Here is a 15103-nt window from a genome sequence, read left to right as displayed (position 1 = left end):
TCAGCTATTTCCTTCCCTCACCCAAGACATACGCGTGCTCACCTAGCCTGGACAACCAGTCGTCACCCGGCCGCAGCATCAGCACCGACCAGCCGACATCGATCAATTGATCCTCGACGTCCGATCCGGGGGATCCCGGATCGTCGTTCGTCTCGCCGACGAATATCGCCAGTCCGGCATCCGGCGCTACAAAACCGAGATCAGGTGAGACCTCGGTGCCGGCGACGGGTTCGTGCACGATGGACGGCAGCGCGAACTCGTATTTCACCAGTAGATCGAGCACGGCGTGCTCGGCCGCGCTGTGCAGCCGGGCCCGAATGCCTTCGATCTGTGTAGCCCGGTCACCGGCCTCCGCTTTCGGCTCGGTGGCGGCACCGGCGAGCTCGAGCAGGAGATCGCGGGCGCTGTGCCGGTCGATCAGCAGGTGCTCACCCTGATTCCCGTACGAGAGCAGACAGTCATAGCACGCTTTTTCGCACCGGTCACGTGCTCCCTCGGCCTTGCCGAGGTCTTTTCCGTGCGAATCGAAGTGGGAGATCTCGAGAGCGCGCTGGGCCGCCCGGGCCAGCGCATCCGGTTCCGCATGCAGCCGGCGTAAGACTCCAGCGCCACCCTCCGCCGACTCGGTGAACAACATGCGGGCCTGTTGCCTCGGATCGGGCAGCGACTCGCTGGACAACTCGCTGTCTTCGAGCTGGAACTCCGCCTCGATACCGCGTTCGAGGGCGTATCGGAGTGTCGCGGCCTGCTCATCGGTGACAGGGGCGGTCAGTCGCAGAACCAGGATATTGCGGGTGTCTTCAACGTACGGAGTAACCTTCTTCGGACGTGTGGCCGACGACTTCGGTTCCAGATCGTCATCGGACTTCAGGGCATCGTCGGCGTCCTTCTCCGAGAGCCAGTTTCCCTTGACGGTGTCGAGCCAGTAACCGCGATCGTTCGGATTCTGGCGGCGCCGCAGGCCGAGATTCGTCACCCGTACGGTTGCGGTGTCGCCGTAGTCCATCTCGGCGACCGTTGTGTCGCCTACCCGCACCGTGGCCTGCAGCCGTCCCGGCCGAGCGCCGTGATCGTGGAACCGGTACGAGGTGTGCAGCTCGAATCCCGCGCGCCGCCGCTCTTCCTCGTCACTCGAGATTCGCTCCCGGCGGCGGGTGAACACCGTCTGCATGCGCATCATGTCGTATTGGGGTGGACCGAGCACCGCGGCACAGTATTCACACCGGTCCAGCCCGGGCTTCGCGACGTGGTGGTAGCCGCACTCCGCGCAGCGGCGGGTGTTCTGGGTGTCGACTACCCCTTCGCCCTGGGCGACGGTCGGTACCTGGATGCGCTTGACCTGGTACCGCGCGCCCTCGTGATAAATGATTGCGCCGGGGCCGAATTCACGGATCGCCAAGAATCTCGGGCGCTGCAGGTAATGGCCTTCGGCTCGACTCCCACCGCCCCGGACGGGAGGAATATACGCCGCCAGCGGCAGGCGCGGGAAGCTGTAGCCGGGGAGAAACCCTTCCGAGGCGAAGTACCGGTAGGTGTAGAAGTCCGAGTGGGTTCGATCGGAGTCCTCGTTGCGCAGCAGGACCATCTGCCGCTCGGCATCGAGTCGACGGGATTCGGCCGCCTTGCGCTCGCCGTGGGTGGCCGACACATCCCGCACTATGCGGTTCTGTTCTTCCTGGTCATCCAGAGCCGCCTGGTAGAGCTGACGCCAGCGGTCACAGGCATGGTCGAATCCTTCGGGCGCGGCCGATATCACGTCCTGCGGCCACTGCTCATGCCACCAAGACGTCTTGCGGAGTTCCGGAAGGAGCGGTGCGATCACCTCGGCGGCCCGCGCTTTCGCACGTTCGATGGCGTCCGGGTCGTTGAGGGCTTTGCGCAGATCGGGCTCGAGCGGCATACCGGCAACGTCTAGCAGGAGCAGTTGTGACATACGGGTGCGCAGATCGGCGCGAGTCTCGGCGAGCCACAGCGCATGCAGATGCGACTTCAGCAGGGCTTCGTTGGTCAGATCGAGCCGGGGAGCGGCCACCGCGCCGGCCACCATATCCGCAGAGCGCCGGAAGTAATACTGGTCGTGGGAATTTCCTGTAGCACAGTAGGTTACGACCAGGGCCGGCTGACCCGAGCGGCCGGCTCGGCCGCTGCGCTGAGCGTAGTTCGCCGGGGTGGGCGGTACATTGCGCAGGGCCACCGCGTTCAGATCGGCGATATCGACGCCCAGCTCCATCGTGGGAGAGCAGTACATCACCGGGAGCCGGCCCTGCCGGAATTCGTCCTCGCGTTCCTGGCGGTAGCGTGATTCGACCTGGGCGGTGTGTTCTCGGGCGGACAAACCGGAGAGGTCGGTGGCATTGTCGCGGTACAGGTCCCGGAAGAACCGATTCACCCGGGAACCCAGGTCCGGGTCGACCTTCTTGCGCAGAAGATCGACCGCGGCATGATCACCGGCCCCAGCCCGCCAGATGATCGAGGACGCCTTCAAACGATAGGAACGGCCGCCCCCACCAGGGTGTTCCACCGTGGTCAGCAGCCCGGTGCGCTCGAGAGTAAGCAGTACTTCTTCGATCACATGCTGGACATCCTGCGACGTGAGCTTGGCGCCGTCGGCGCCGGTCAGCCCACTGTGGTCCCTGATATGGCGGCCCAGCAGCGTGCGCCAAGTGAACCTGACGTCCGAACGGGGACGTCCCGCCGCTCCCGGCGCTGTCGATACCGTTGCCGGCCGAGGAGGCGCTTCGTGCGCGGGTATCGACCAGAGGCCGGTCAGGTGCTGTTCCGACTGTCGGCGGATTCGTTCGAAGCCGTCTTCACTGAGGCAATCGACATCGACCGCCAGCTCCCGGCGGAATTCGTCCAGCATGATGCGGCACAACTCTTCGCGCTGACCTTCCCGGGCGTCTCGCAACGGCGCCGACGTGGTCTGCCAGATCTCTCGATCCGCGGCGATTTCCGCCAGCGACTCGTAGTCGACGTGGAGCAACCCCGTCTGCTCGAGGTTCGGCATGGTCACTCGCCACCCTCGCTGCAAGTCCATGTACAGGCGGTACTCGACGAAGGCCACGAACGCCTTCTGCGCGGCGAGCTTGGGACCATATACGGCTTCCGGGTTCTTGGCATACTCGGCGAAGCTGATACCGAGCGTTCGAACCACTCGCTGTGCGACATCGTCATGGAGGGCAGGCCCGTCCAGCAGCGCGCGGTGCAGCGCGCCACGCAGCTGCGCGACCTGAACGAAATCGTTGAAATGCCCGGCCTGCAGGCTGGCGTCCTGCCGGTTGTCGACAAAGGTCAGCAGCTTGCGGGCCTGCTTCGGAAGCTGGTCCGCCGGAAGCTTCTTGAGAGAGCCGACGATCGACGAACTCAGCACCGAGACAGCGGAGCTGCGCCCCTCGATATCGAGAGTCGCCAGCTTGGCGAAGTCGCGGCCACGGGTCTGCTCGTAGGCGACCCTGCAGCGCAAGCAGAATCGGAACGGAGCGGGGACGAACGCCGCCGCGGTGCCACCCGAATCCACCTCCGCGCCCGTGACATCCACGTGGAGCCGGCGAGGGAGATGGGGGCGGAGCCGGTCCAGGACATCCCCGTCCTCGACCCACGTGTCGGGCAGCCGGCCATCCTGCACCGGGTCGACGGGCCAGGGCTGTTCGGACGAGATGTAGAGGTAGCCGTCGGCGCCACCGCTTTCGTCGCGGTCCTGGCGGGACTTGTAACGACGCTCGCCGCGCTGTTCCGTACGGGTCACCACGTAGTACTCCTGGCCACATTCGCGGCAGAAGGCAAGGGGCAAGAGGATGTGGTCTGGGTGTTCCGGTACGGCTACCTGGTACTGGGAAGTCAGGTAGCGGGAGTCCTCGTCCTCGACCGAGGCGTAGACGGTTTCCCCTTTGGACAGGAACTGGTGCAGCCGGAACGCGAACAGCGGCCGGTGGGTGATGGGATGACGGACTCGGGACCCGTTCAGCAGTGTTCTGCGGATCGCGGTTTCGCACTCGTCGACCGTCGCCGACGTCAGCTCCGCCAGCCGCGCCGCGGCGTCTTCGCGCACCCGAGCCGGGCGCTGTCGTACCACCAGACCGGTGCCGTCCTCGGTGGTCAACCCGAACGTCTGCTCGATCCACGACGCCAGGGGAGATTCGGCCATGAGGTCGTATCCGCCGTCGGCTCCGCCCGCGCGCACATCCGAGGCCAGCCCATTGATATCTGTTGCGTTCCCGCTGGTGGCGCGGTCGAGAGTCTCGCCGATCACCCTGTCGGCGGTCACCTCGGCGCCGAACAGGTTCGTCGCCACCTCCGCCACGACATGTCTCATCTCGGCGGTCGTGCCGGATGTGGCCATCGTGGCCGACGTACCGACGCACTGAAGGTTCGGCGACTCGCAGGCGTCTCGGACGCGCCGCACTAGCATCGCGACATCCGCACCCTGTCGGCCTCGATAGGTGTGCAACTCGTCCAGAACCAGGAACTGGAGGCCTTTGGCAGCGTCGACCAGTCGTCGCCGCTCCTCGGGACGCGTCAGCACCAGCTCGAGCATGACGTAGTTGGTCAGCAAGATATCCGGCGGATCGCGGAGAATCCGCTCGCGATCCTCGCCTCTCTCCTGACCGGTGTAGCGGGCGAAGGTCACTGGCTCGCCACCCTCGGGGTAACCCCAGCGCAGGAACTTCGTCAGCTCGCCCACCTGGCTATTCGCCAGTGCGTTCATCGGATACACGATGATCGCCTTGACGCCCGGCTGTCGCCGCTGCCGAAGCACTCGATCCACGATCGGGATGATGTAGGCCAGCGATTTTCCCGAGCCTGTTCCCGTGGTCAGCACATAACTGAGCTCCGATCGCGCGATCTCGATCGCTTCACGCTGGTGCTGGTGGAGAGTAATGGCTCGGTGCGACGTCGGGCCGGTCTCGGACTTGGGCCTGAAGATGCGTTCGCATTCCGAGTGCAGCAGGCCCTCGGTGACCAGTTCCTCGATCGCACCGCCGCCGGCGAACATCGGATTCAGCGAGACCCACGGCTCGGGCCACTGCTCCCGGCTGTCGATCCGCTCCGCCACGTGCTGGGCGATCCGCGGTTGGCGAGGATCGATGGATGATGTTGTGAACGACTTGTAGTCTTCGATCAGGTGCTCGTGCACGTTGAAGACGTCCATCGTCCCCCTTTGATCTCCACGCGGCCAGGACGCTCCAGTGTAAGGGGCCGAGACAAATTCTCGAATGAGTTTCCGTCTAAATCGGATGCCACCACCGGTTTGTGCGCCTCGTGCCGGTACTCGCGTCGTCTGGCTACGTGAGGGCAGCGGTGATTGGCCTGTTCCGTTGACGATCGGTGCCCTCGGGACGAGGCTCGCCTCGGTGGTTCGCCGCGCCGCCACCGATCCGCAAGTTATGGGATTTAGCTATGAATGTGGCGCTCTGGGGACGAAATGGGGCAGCCGGGACCAAGGATGCCCCCTCACGGCACCTACTACGACAACGTCCCCGCCGACCGCGCCAACTACAACACCGACAGCCTCCCGTTTCCGCAGGTAAACGCCCCTGAGCAGGGGGTGAGCAAGCTGCTGGCAGTGTGGGGGTCAGGGGTTCGAGTCCCCTTAGCTCCACAAAAATTGCAGGTAAGGTCCGGTCTAAGACCGAACCTTACCTTTTTCTGTCTGGCCCCGCGTTCACCCCCGGTTTGGTCCTGATCGTGGCCGATGGAATGCGGCATTGGCCAGTTCACCGGTCGCGGTCACCAGCGAGTCCACCCGCAGCTCGCGGGTAGCGTCGCCGCTTGTGACTTCGACTCTGCATACCCGCCGTCTTGTCCTCGAGCGGTACGTCCCGGAGGACGAGGAAGGGTTCGTCGCTTTGTTTCAGGACACGAGGGTGTCTCGATGGATGGGTGACGGCCCGTCTTCCGAAGCAGCTGACCGGGCCTTGTTCGGGCGGGTCTTCACCAAGGTTTATGCGGACGATCTGTTCGATGTCTGGGCTGTTCGCCGGGATGGACGCCTGGTCGGGCATGCCGAGATCAAGCCGACAGACGCGGTCGAAGGCTACGAGATCATTTACGCTTTGACACCCCAGGTGTGGGGGTGCGGTTTGGGCGTCGAGTTGGCAGAAGCGCTCGTCGCCTACGGTTTCCACACCCTGGGACTGACCGAGGTGCACGCCACCGTGGCCGCGGCGAACAAGGCATCGCTGCGTGTTCTGAGCAAAGTCGGTTTCACGCATATCCGGGACATCACCGAAAACGATGGCAGTACCACCCTGCTGCTGACCCGGTCGATCAGCGACCGCTCACCCGCTACGCCCTCGATCGGTGCTGCGCCGGAATGACCACCGGCCAGATCACCGCCACGGTACGCAGCCACGACGCGATAGTGCGGATCGCCGACGCCCATGGCGTAACCTCGGCGCAGGTCGTGCTGCGCCGGGATCTGCCTACCGGTCCTGATCCGGACACCTTCAACTGAAACCCGCAGCGACGAAGGGAACGCCTCATGCAGATCGATCTGTCCGGCCGCACCGCGCTGGTTACCGGCTCCACGCAGGGCATCGGCCAGGCCATCGCCATCGGACTCGCCCAGGCCGGCGCGCACGTCGTCGTGAACGGCCGCGGCGCCGACCGTGTCGCCACCGCTGTGGATACGGTGCGCGTCGAGTCCGGCAGCGAGATGGTCACCGGTGCAGCGGGTGATCTCGCCACGGAAGAGGGTGCGGCGGCCGTGCTGGCGGCCGTTCCGATGGTCGATGTCCTCGTCAACAACCTCGGTATCTTCGGTGCCGCCGCGCCCCTGGAGATCGACGACGCCGAATGGCGGCGCTACTTCGAGGTCAACGTTCTGTCCGCCGTGCGCCTCATCCGCGCCTACCTGCCGGGGATGAAAGAGCAGGGCTGGGGTCGCGTGTTGAACCTCGCCAGCGATTCCGCCGTCGTGATCCCCGCCGAGATGATCCACTACGGGATGACGAAGACGTCGCTGCTCGCCGTCACCCGCGGCTTCGCCAAGGACGCCGCGGGCACCGGCGTCACCGTCAATTCCGTTCTCGCGGGACCCACCCACACCGGGGGTGTCGAGGACTTCGTCCGCGAGCTCGTCGGCGATGACCTGCCCTGGGCGCAGGCGCAGCACGAATTCATGGTCCGCCATCGCCCACAATCGCTGCTGCAACGCCTTATCGAACCCGAAGAGATCGCCAACCTGGTCGTCTACCTCGCCTCGCCGTACGCCTCGGCCACCACCGGCGCCGCCGTCCGCGTGGACGGCGGCTACATCGACTCCATCCTGCCCTGACCGGGGTTCTGGGGTCAGACCGGCAAAGAGACGCGGTCCGCGTCGGCGCTGGAGACGAAATCAGATTCAGTGGGTGCGGCCAGTCGAACCGGCAGGCCGGCCAAGCCATGGATCAGCAGGCTTTTCCGCCACGTCAGATCACTGAATTCCCCGTCGAGCGATATTTCCGGGAACTTGGCCAGCAGTCGCGAGATCGCGGTGGTGGCCTCCAGGCGGGCCAGGGCGGCACCGAGACAGTGATGGATGCCGTGCCCGAAGGCGATGTGCCGGTTCTCGGGGCGTTCGAGGTCGATCCGGTCCGGGTCGGCGAAGCGCGCCGGGTCGCGATTGGCGGCGGCTAGCGAGATCAGGATGAATTCGCCCGCGTCGATATTCTTACCGCCCAACGTGATCGGGGCGGTGGTGTAGCGAGCCGTCGCCACGTGCAGCGATCCGTGACAGCGCAGGATCTCCTCGAGGTAGGCGGGGATGGCTTCGGGATCGGTGCGCAACCGCTCGGCCAGTGCCGGATCGCGTAGCAGTTCCAGTACCGAGTTGCTGATGAGGTTGACAGTGGTCTCATGCCCGGCTATCAGCAGTAAGAGCAGCATGGCGATGAGTTCGTGATCGTCCAGGCGGTCTTCGTGGTCTTTCGCGATGATCAGCTGGGAGAGCAGGTCGTCGCGGGGGTCGCCGGTGCGTGTGGCGATCAAATTCGTCAGGTAGGTGAAGAAGCTGACCCCCGCGGTGGCGCGTTCCTCGAGCGTGGCCGAGTCGTTGACGACGACGGCGGTCCAGGAACGGAAATCTTCCTTGTCCTCGTCGGGGACTCCGAGCAGTTCACAGATCACCGCGGTCGGCAGCTGGAACGCGTAACTGTCGATGAGGTCGACGGTCGTTCGCGCGCTGATATCGTCGAGCAGGGTGTCGGCGATCGAGGTGATTCTCGGCTGGAGATCGCGGATGGCGGGGCCGGCGAATGCCTTGGCGACGAGACGGCGTAGTCGGGTGTGCTGTGGCGGATCGGCGAACAGCATGTTGTCGCTGATGGCGGTGTTGAACAGCTCGGCTGCACCGTTCTTGGCCAGCACAGCCTGTCCCTCGGGCGACCCGATGCGTTTGCTGATGGTCGGCTCCGCGAAGGCCTGTTTGGCTACGTCATGATCGACGATCAGCCAGCCGAGCACACCGTCCAATCGAATTCGGTGCAGGGGACCGCGCTTACGCAGCGCCCGGTAGGTCGCATGCGGATCCTGGTAGAAGTCGTCGGTGAGCTCGAGGATTTCCATAGCGGCGGTCACCTGACCATCGGGCGAAAAGGTGGCCGAGCTCGAATCCATGTGGTGCACAGTCCCTCAGTCCTTTCGGCGAACGATCTGACTTGCCCGCGATGCCGTCCGGAACGAGTGAACAATCAGGAGTGCACCAGCGAGCGGTCGAGCAGTTTCGATCGGGTGAACAAGGAAGCCCGGCCACGGACCAGCCGTGGCCGCTGTCCAGTAAACCTCCAACCACGTGACGCAGCCGTGTGCAGGTTCGCAGTGCGAGAGGCGAATAGCCGTGTGCGCCAGCGGGACGACGTCGCTGACCAGCTCGGAAGCGTTCGTCTCGCCTCGGCGGGGCCGGATATGATGTCGCTCGAGGCCGGGCGTGCCGCATCGGCCTCGGGGGACGCGAGACCGGCTGGGGCGCGGGCGATCCCGCTGACGATCATCGGACCGGCTCGCGGATCGGAACGAGTGGCCTCGGCTCCTGGCGGAGGAACCTGACCGTGACTGATCGGATCAGCTCAATCGGCGGATATCGCCCCGTACCCGGTAGAACCCACCGCGAGCGGATTCGGTTACCCCGTCCACCACATAGCGGGTCCCGGCTTGCCTGATATCGCGGGGGAACTGCACGTTCCATTCCCGGCGGAAGCCGGGAGAGACGACGTGCACGCGCAGCCGTCCGTCTATGTCGACGCATTCGACGACGACTCCGCCGGAACTGTCGGTAACAACCTCCAAGGTGCTGCTGGGTACCACCGCGGCCATCGGGGGCGCTTTCACGGAAACGGTCTGTGGCAGTAGACCCTGTTCGGCGTCATGGACGGCGGTCTCGCTCACATCGAGGCAGGCCAGGGTGCCGCTGGTGGTGACGAGGTACAGCCGTGCGTCGTGGTATTGCATCGAATAGGCCGAACCGCAGCCGGTGCCGAGTTTCCAGAGGCGCCGCCCGTCGGCATCGAAGCAGTAGACCGACGAGAAGTTGTCGCCGGCGAAGACGTACCGCCCGTCCGGTGAGGCCGCGCACGAGTACACCGCCGCATCGCATTGGAATGCCCGATCGGACCGGCCGGCTTTGCCGACCATCCTGACCTGATTACGCGCGGTGCCCGCGTACACGGCTCCGGCTTCCTGCCAGCCGAAGAGCACGGGGCCGCCGGTGTCCCGGTGCCAGCGGTGGTCTCCGTTGACCAGGTCGTATTTCGTGATCCCGGCCGAGTGGCCGTGGTAGACGCCGTCGTCATCGATTCGTACCATCCAACCGGAATCGCCGTGGCTGCGGCGGCTCCACAGCGACTCTTCCTCATGATCGATGACGGTGAGCCCGCCCTCCACATCGGAGACACCGAGGATGCCGTCATGGATATCGAGCCAGTAGATGTCGACGTTTGCGGCGATATCGTAGGCCGCCCGGGGCACCTTGCCCGACAGGTCGTAGACGCGACCGTCGTCGCAGCCGGCATAGATCCAGAAGTCGTCGGCGACGAGGCATTTCACGGAGTTCGGCAACCGGAATCGGCCGATCACCTCGCCGCCGGGTGTCAGCGTGAACACATCCCCGTTCTCGTTGCCTACCCAGCAGCGTTCACTGTCGATGAATATCCCGAATGCCGCGGCACCGGAATCGAAGCTCCACAGCACCGGCGCGGTACGAGCGGTGGAGCGGCGGCTGGCTATGGCGCGTCGCGCCACCGGGCGGGCCGATCGGGCACCCGGCACGGCCGGTGCGTAACCTTTCCGCTTCTTCTCGTTGATCTTCTTCTGCGCCGCCGCATGCGCCTTCTGTGCGTCGGCGAAGGAGCTGACCTTGCTCTGGCCTTGTTCGCCGATGCGCCCGTACCGGATGGTGACCCGAGTGTCGTCCACGACGACCTCGTAGAACTTGTGCGCCGAGCCTGCCTCTTCGGACAGCTCGAGATAGGTCGTCGTTGCCGCAGTCATACCGTTCCCGCTCTTCGATGTTGCGTTTCGAGCGAAAGTTAGCAACGGGCACCGACATACGAGCGTGCACCCGCGGCGCGGGTGCGCCGCTGCCCGGGCGGCCCTCAGAGCCGAAGATGGGATGCTCCGTTCATATCGAGGATGGCTCCGGCGGCCCAGGTGGCTTCGGGCGATGCCAGGTAGACGACCGCTGACGCGATTTCCTCCGGCCGGGCGACTCTTCCGAAGGGGCTCTGCGCGCGGATGCCGGGACCTTCGGGACCGTGCAATCGTTGCGCCACCCGTTCGGTCTCCACGAATCCGGGGGCTACGGCACCGACCACGATGCCGTGGGGTGCCAGCGCGACGGCCAGGGACTGACTCATCGCCAGCAGGGCCGCTTTACTGGCACCGTAGGCAGGGTGGTCCGGTTCACCGCGGAAAGCGCCTCGCGAGCCTATGTTCACGATATGCCCACCCCGGCCCGCCGCCATCATGGCCTGGGCGGCGCAGTAGCAGATATTCGAGGCGGCGACGAGGTTGACATCGAGGGTATCGGTCCAGGCGCGTTGCCATTCGGCGTAGGACACCGTCGCCGGGGGATGCGGTGTCATCACCGCCGCATTGTTGACGACGACGTCCAGCCCGTCGCGGTGTCCGGCTGCCCGGTCGACCACATTTCGTACGGTCTCGGGGTCGGTCAACGAACCGTGCACGAGCAGGTGGCCGCTGCCGTCGAGTGATTCGAGTGTGGCTATCGCGTCGTCCCGGCGGTTTGCGTAGTGGACCACGACACGGTCTCCACGGGCAGCGAACGCCCGGCATACGGCTCGCCCGATTCCCCGCGACGCGCCCGTGACGAGGACGGTTCGGCTCATAATCGACCTTTCGTCTCGCCGGATCGGCGATTGCGGTGGACCAGACTGTCCGGTGCGAGGATACGGCCGATCTCGTCCCGAGTGAGCAGACCCGCGCTGACGGCCAGCTCGGGGATCGTCGAATCCGAGGTGAGCGCGCGCGCCGCGAGGGCGGTTGCGGCCTCGTATCCGATATGCGGATTCAGCGCGGTGACCAGTCCGATCGAGCGCTCGACGGTCGACCGCATATGGTCGATATCCGCGGTGATCCCACGGACACAGCGAACCGTGAGGGTATCGGCCGCCGCAGTGAGATGCGTGATCGATTCCAGGAGCTTGTGCGCGATGACGGGTTCGAAGGCATTGAGCTGGAGCTGCCCCGCCTCCCCGGCCATCGTGATCGCGATATCGTTGCCCACGATCTCGTAGGCCACCTGGTTCACCACTTCCGGGATGACCGGGTTGACCTTGCCCGGCATGATGGACGACCCGGCTTGTACCGCGGGCAGGCGGATCTCGCCGAATCCCGAGCGGGGGCCGGAGGAGAGCAGCCGCAGATCGTTGCAGACCTTCGACAGTTTGACCGCGGTCCGTTTGACGATGCCCGAGATCTGGAGGAAAACACCGGTGTCCTGTGTCGATTCGACGAGATCCGCTGCGGTCACCAAATCGAGGCCGGTGACCGACCTCAGATGCGCGCAGGCGCGCGCGGGATAGTCGGGCGGAGCGTTGAGACCGGTGCCGATCGCGGTCCCGCCGAGATTGATCTCCCGGGCCAGCTCCGCGGCCTCGGCCAACCGGGCGATATCCTCGCCCACCATGACCGCGTAGGTTCCGAACTCCTGGCCCAGGGTCATCGGGACCGCCTCTTGGAGCTGCGTGCGTCCCATCTTGAGATGCTCGGCGAATTCGACGGCCTTGGCCGCGAAGGCGGCCGAGAGCCCGGCCAGCGCCTCCCGCAGTCGGTTCGTCGCGGTGACAACTGCGATCTTGACGGCCGTGGGATACACATCGTTGGTGCTCTGCCCCAGGTTGACATGCTCGAGCGGATGGAGCCGGGCATACGTCCCGCGCGGACAGCCGAGGATATCGAGACCACGGTTCGCGATCACCTCGTTGGCGTTCATATTCGTCGAGGTCCCGGCACCGCCCTGGAAGACATCCACCACGAAATGCTCGTGCAGCTCACCGCGGCGGATGTCCTCGCAGGCGGTGACGATCGCCCGGGCGCGCTCTTCGCTCAGCACCCCGAGTTCGTTGTTCGCTTGCGCGGCGGCGGATTTGACCGCAGCGAGCGCGCCGACGAGGTCGGGGTGCCGGGAGATGGGAACACCGGAGATCGGGAAATTCTCCAGCGCCCGCGTGGTGTGGATACCGATGTATGCGCCGACCGGGATGTCGCGATCACCCAGGAGATCATGTTCCGTGCGGAATACGGCGGAATCGTCGCTTCCGGTCATGGTTTCTCCGGTACGGGGGATCCGTGGACGCTCGGGCGAGGACGGAGGTATCGCATCATGAGATGGTCCGTGTCTCGTCGAGCAGGGTGTCCAGCACGAGCATATGGCCCGCGAAGTGGGTGATCGCGTAGTCGAGGCCGAGATCCGGCAGCGCCATCTGGGGCGTCACACCGCACGCCCAGAACACGGGCACGCAGCCGTCGGGCACGCCGGCGTATACCCCGAAGTCGGGGGTACTCAGATCGGCTATGCCCAGTTCGGCAGCGCTACCGATCTGCACCGGCGCGCCGTGCCCGGTGGGATACCGGGCGGTGAGCTCGACGGCGGCCGCGATCAGCGATTCGGGGACCGGGCGCATACTCACCGCCAGCGGCCCGCCGAATATCCCTGCGGGAGTAGTGGGACGGTCGGTGACGTATACCGGTGGAGCGGACCGGGGGACCGGCACCCCGATACGGCGCAGTGGCGCGTCGAAGGTATGACTGCAGCCGAGTGCGAAGGCGACGGCATCGTCTCGCCAATGATCGAGGATATCGGCGGGTTCGGCGACGAGTGCCCCGTTGCGCCACACACGGTAACGCGGCAGCGCGGTGCGGAGGTCCACGGTGCATGCGTCGTAGGTGAGCAACGGGTCGCCCGGATCCGTGGTGGCCAGCAGTGGGCACACGTCGGGATTGGCCGCACAGTACTTCCGGAAATCCGCCGCCGCCGAATCCGGAATCACCACCAGGTTTGCCTGCTGATAGTCGTCCAGAATTCCGGCCGTCGGTGTGGTCCACTCGCCGCGGACGATCCGGTCGCGCAGTTCCCGGGGGTGCGCCGGCGCAGTCATCGCAGTTCCGCCTGGGACGATTCCCGGACGGTACGCAGGGTGAGCAGCGCGGCGACCACCGCGATCATCAGCAGGAATCCCGGCGTGAGCAAGTTGTCCGTTTGCGAGATCAACCAGGTCGCGAGATAGGGAGTCAGTCCACCGCCGATGATCGTGCCGATATTGAACGCGAACGACAAGCCGGTGTATCGCACCCGGGTCGGGAACTGTTCGGCGTAGGTCGGATAGGTCACCGATTGCACGATCGGCATCGGCAGGGCGAGCACCACCATCGCCCCGACAGCGAGCGCAAAACTGCCCTGATCCATCAGGATCATGGTGGGCAGTACCAGAATCGCGTATCCGAGGAATCCGATGGTGATGATCCGCTTGCGGCCGTATCTGTCCGAGAGGCCACCGAAGACGGGCATCAGGGCGGCGACGAACAGGCTGATTCCGCCCATGATCCAGAACGTGTTCGACTTCGGGTATTCGAGATAGGTGGTGAGATAGATGTTCATGAAGATCAGCCCGACCCAGTAGCCGGTGTTCGAGCCGATGGAGAGCACGATGACCTTGAACACAGCTGCTGTGTGTTCGGTCAGCACCTCGCGTAGCGGCGATTTCGCGGGCGCGTTTTTCGCTTCGTCGGCAAAGGCGTGCGAGTCCTCGAGTTTGCTGCGCGCCGCGAGGGTGATGGCAATGAGAGGTAGCGCCAGCAGGAACGGGATCCGCCATCCGAAATCGCGGAGTTGTTCGTCGTCGAGCAGGGTGGTCGTCAGCCCGGCCACCAGGGCGGCGGCACCGCCGCCGAGCGCCACGCCGACCGGAGTGAAGGCGCCGAAGAACCCACGCCGGCCGTGCGGAGCCGCTTCGGACAGGTAGGTCGCCGATCCGGTCACTTCGCCGCCGGCGAAAAACCCTTGGGCGAGACGCACCAGCAGCAGTGCGAGCGGCGCCAGAAGCCCGATGCTCTCGGCGGTCGGAAGGAGGCCGACGACGGCGGTCGCGGTGCCCATACCGACCACCGTGGTGATCAGGACCGGTTTGCGGCCGATCCGGTCGCCGAGCCGGCCCAGCACGATGCCGCCGAGCGGGCGCATGACGAAAGCGCTACCGAAAACAGCGAGCGTCGCCAACAGCGAGGCGGTCGGATTGTCGTTGGGAAAGAACAGCGGCCCGATGATCACCGCGAGGTATCCGTAGACGCCGAATTCGTAGTACTCGACGGCGGTACCGGCCGCCGCGGCGAGGGCGGCCCGGCGTGGTTTCATCCGCCGGGATCCGGTCGGGTGGCCGCCCTCGATCGAGGTGGCTGTGGGTATTGTGGTCATGGAGGACTCCGAGGTGAGCGCGGGCGGAGTTGGAGTGCGGCCGGGCGGCCGCGGGTGTTTGAATTCGGTTGAGGTAACCCTGTGACACCCCCGCCCCGGGGTCGCACTCCGGAGCGGGCGGTCGGCGGACCCGGTGATCACCTCCAGGGCGTCCGGCAATCCTTTACGCCTGTGCTGCCAGCAGCTCCTCGGTGAGCT

10 protein-coding genes are annotated in these 15103 nt (G+C 65.4%); 3 read left to right on the top strand and 7 right to left on the bottom strand.

Features of this window, described 5'->3' with window-relative positions:
- Positions 1 to 4: 4 nt before the first annotated feature.
- A complete protein-coding gene (locus QH196_RS17615; RefSeq protein WP_280416893.1) occupies positions 5 to 5149 on the bottom strand; it encodes a DEAD/DEAH box helicase in 5145 nt (1714 codons plus the stop codon).
- Between the two features lie 556 nt (positions 5150 to 5705).
- Between QH196_RS17615 and QH196_RS17610 the strand changes: the two genes are divergently transcribed.
- From QH196_RS17610 to QH196_RS17600, 3 genes are read left to right on the top strand one after another with little or no spacing between them, the layout of a single operon-like run.
- Positions 5706 to 6317, top strand: coding sequence for a GNAT family N-acetyltransferase (locus QH196_RS17610; RefSeq protein ID WP_280416892.1), 612 nt, complete (start codon positions 5706 to 5708; stop codon positions 6315 to 6317).
- On the top strand, positions 6314 to 6454 hold the full coding sequence (locus tag QH196_RS17605) for a hypothetical protein (protein WP_280416891.1): 141 nt from the start codon (positions 6314 to 6316) through the stop codon (positions 6452 to 6454). The genes QH196_RS17610 and QH196_RS17605 overlap by 4 nt, the downstream gene beginning before the upstream one ends.
- Positions 6455 to 6481: 27 nt before the next feature.
- Positions 6482 to 7276, top strand: coding sequence for an SDR family NAD(P)-dependent oxidoreductase (locus tag QH196_RS17600; protein WP_280416890.1), 795 nt, complete (start codon positions 6482 to 6484; stop codon positions 7274 to 7276).
- Between the two features lie 14 nt (positions 7277 to 7290).
- On the opposite strand, the gene QH196_RS17595 is transcribed toward QH196_RS17600, so the two are convergent.
- The 6 genes from QH196_RS17595 to QH196_RS17570 all read right to left on the bottom strand — a co-directional run bounded on the left by QH196_RS17595 (position 7291) and on the right by QH196_RS17570 (position 14905).
- On the bottom strand, positions 7291 to 8595 hold the full coding sequence (locus tag QH196_RS17595) for a cytochrome P450 family protein (protein WP_280416889.1): 1305 nt from the start codon (positions 8593 to 8595) through the stop codon (positions 7291 to 7293).
- 444 nt (positions 8596 to 9039) lie between these two features.
- Positions 9040 to 10464, bottom strand: a complete 1425-nt coding sequence (locus QH196_RS17590; protein WP_280416888.1) for a WGR domain-containing protein — start codon at positions 10462 to 10464, stop codon at positions 9040 to 9042.
- Positions 10465 to 10568: 104 nt separating this feature from the next.
- Positions 10569 to 11321 carry an SDR family NAD(P)-dependent oxidoreductase gene (locus tag QH196_RS17585; RefSeq protein WP_280416887.1) on the bottom strand — a complete coding sequence of 251 codons (753 nt, stop codon included), beginning with the start codon at positions 11319 to 11321 and terminating at the stop codon, positions 10569 to 10571.
- Positions 11318 to 12760, bottom strand: coding sequence for an aspartate ammonia-lyase (locus QH196_RS17580; RefSeq protein WP_280416886.1), 1443 nt, complete (start codon positions 12758 to 12760; stop codon positions 11318 to 11320). Before QH196_RS17580 ends, QH196_RS17585 begins: the two co-directional genes overlap by 4 nt.
- 55 nt (positions 12761 to 12815) lie before the next feature.
- A complete protein-coding gene (locus tag QH196_RS17575; protein ID WP_280416885.1) occupies positions 12816 to 13592 on the bottom strand; it encodes a D-glutamate cyclase family protein in 777 nt (258 codons plus the stop codon).
- On the bottom strand, positions 13589 to 14905 hold the full coding sequence (locus tag QH196_RS17570) for an MFS transporter (RefSeq protein WP_280416884.1): 1317 nt from the start codon (positions 14903 to 14905) through the stop codon (positions 13589 to 13591). The genes QH196_RS17575 and QH196_RS17570 overlap by 4 nt, the downstream gene beginning before the upstream one ends.
- Positions 14906 to 15103 lie beyond the last annotated feature (198 nt).

The sequence above is a fragment of the Nocardia carnea genome, from assembly GCF_029868325.1.
GTDB classification, from domain to species: domain Bacteria; phylum Actinomycetota; class Actinomycetes; order Mycobacteriales; family Mycobacteriaceae; genus Nocardia; species Nocardia carnea_C.
This window is presented reverse-complemented; position numbering and strand designations above follow the sequence as displayed.

Bases quoted from the DNA above. Each gene is read 5' to 3' on its own strand.
- QH196_RS17600 (WP_280416890.1), top strand. From the start codon at position 6,482: ATGCAGATCGATCTGTCCGGCCGCACCGCGCTGGTTACCGGCTCCACG.
- QH196_RS17575 (WP_280416885.1), bottom strand. From the start codon at position 13,592: ATGACTGCGCCGGCGCACCCCCGGGAACTGCGCGACCGGATCGTCCGC.
- QH196_RS17590 (WP_280416888.1), bottom strand. From the start codon at position 10,464: ATGACTGCGGCAACGACGACCTATCTCGAGCTGTCCGAAGAGGCAGGC.
- QH196_RS17595 (WP_280416889.1), bottom strand. From the start codon at position 8,595: ATGGATTCGAGCTCGGCCACCTTTTCGCCCGATGGTCAGGTGACCGCC.
- QH196_RS17605 (WP_280416891.1), top strand. From the start codon at position 6,314: ATGACCACCGGCCAGATCACCGCCACGGTACGCAGCCACGACGCGATA.
- QH196_RS17580 (WP_280416886.1), bottom strand. From the start codon at position 12,760: ATGACCGGAAGCGACGATTCCGCCGTATTCCGCACGGAACATGATCTC.
- QH196_RS17615 (WP_280416893.1), bottom strand. From the start codon at position 5,149: ATGGACGTCTTCAACGTGCACGAGCACCTGATCGAAGACTACAAGTCG.
- QH196_RS17570 (WP_280416884.1), bottom strand. From the start codon at position 14,905: ATGACCACAATACCCACAGCCACCTCGATCGAGGGCGGCCACCCGACC.
- QH196_RS17585 (WP_280416887.1), bottom strand. From the start codon at position 11,321: ATGAGCCGAACCGTCCTCGTCACGGGCGCGTCGCGGGGAATCGGGCGA.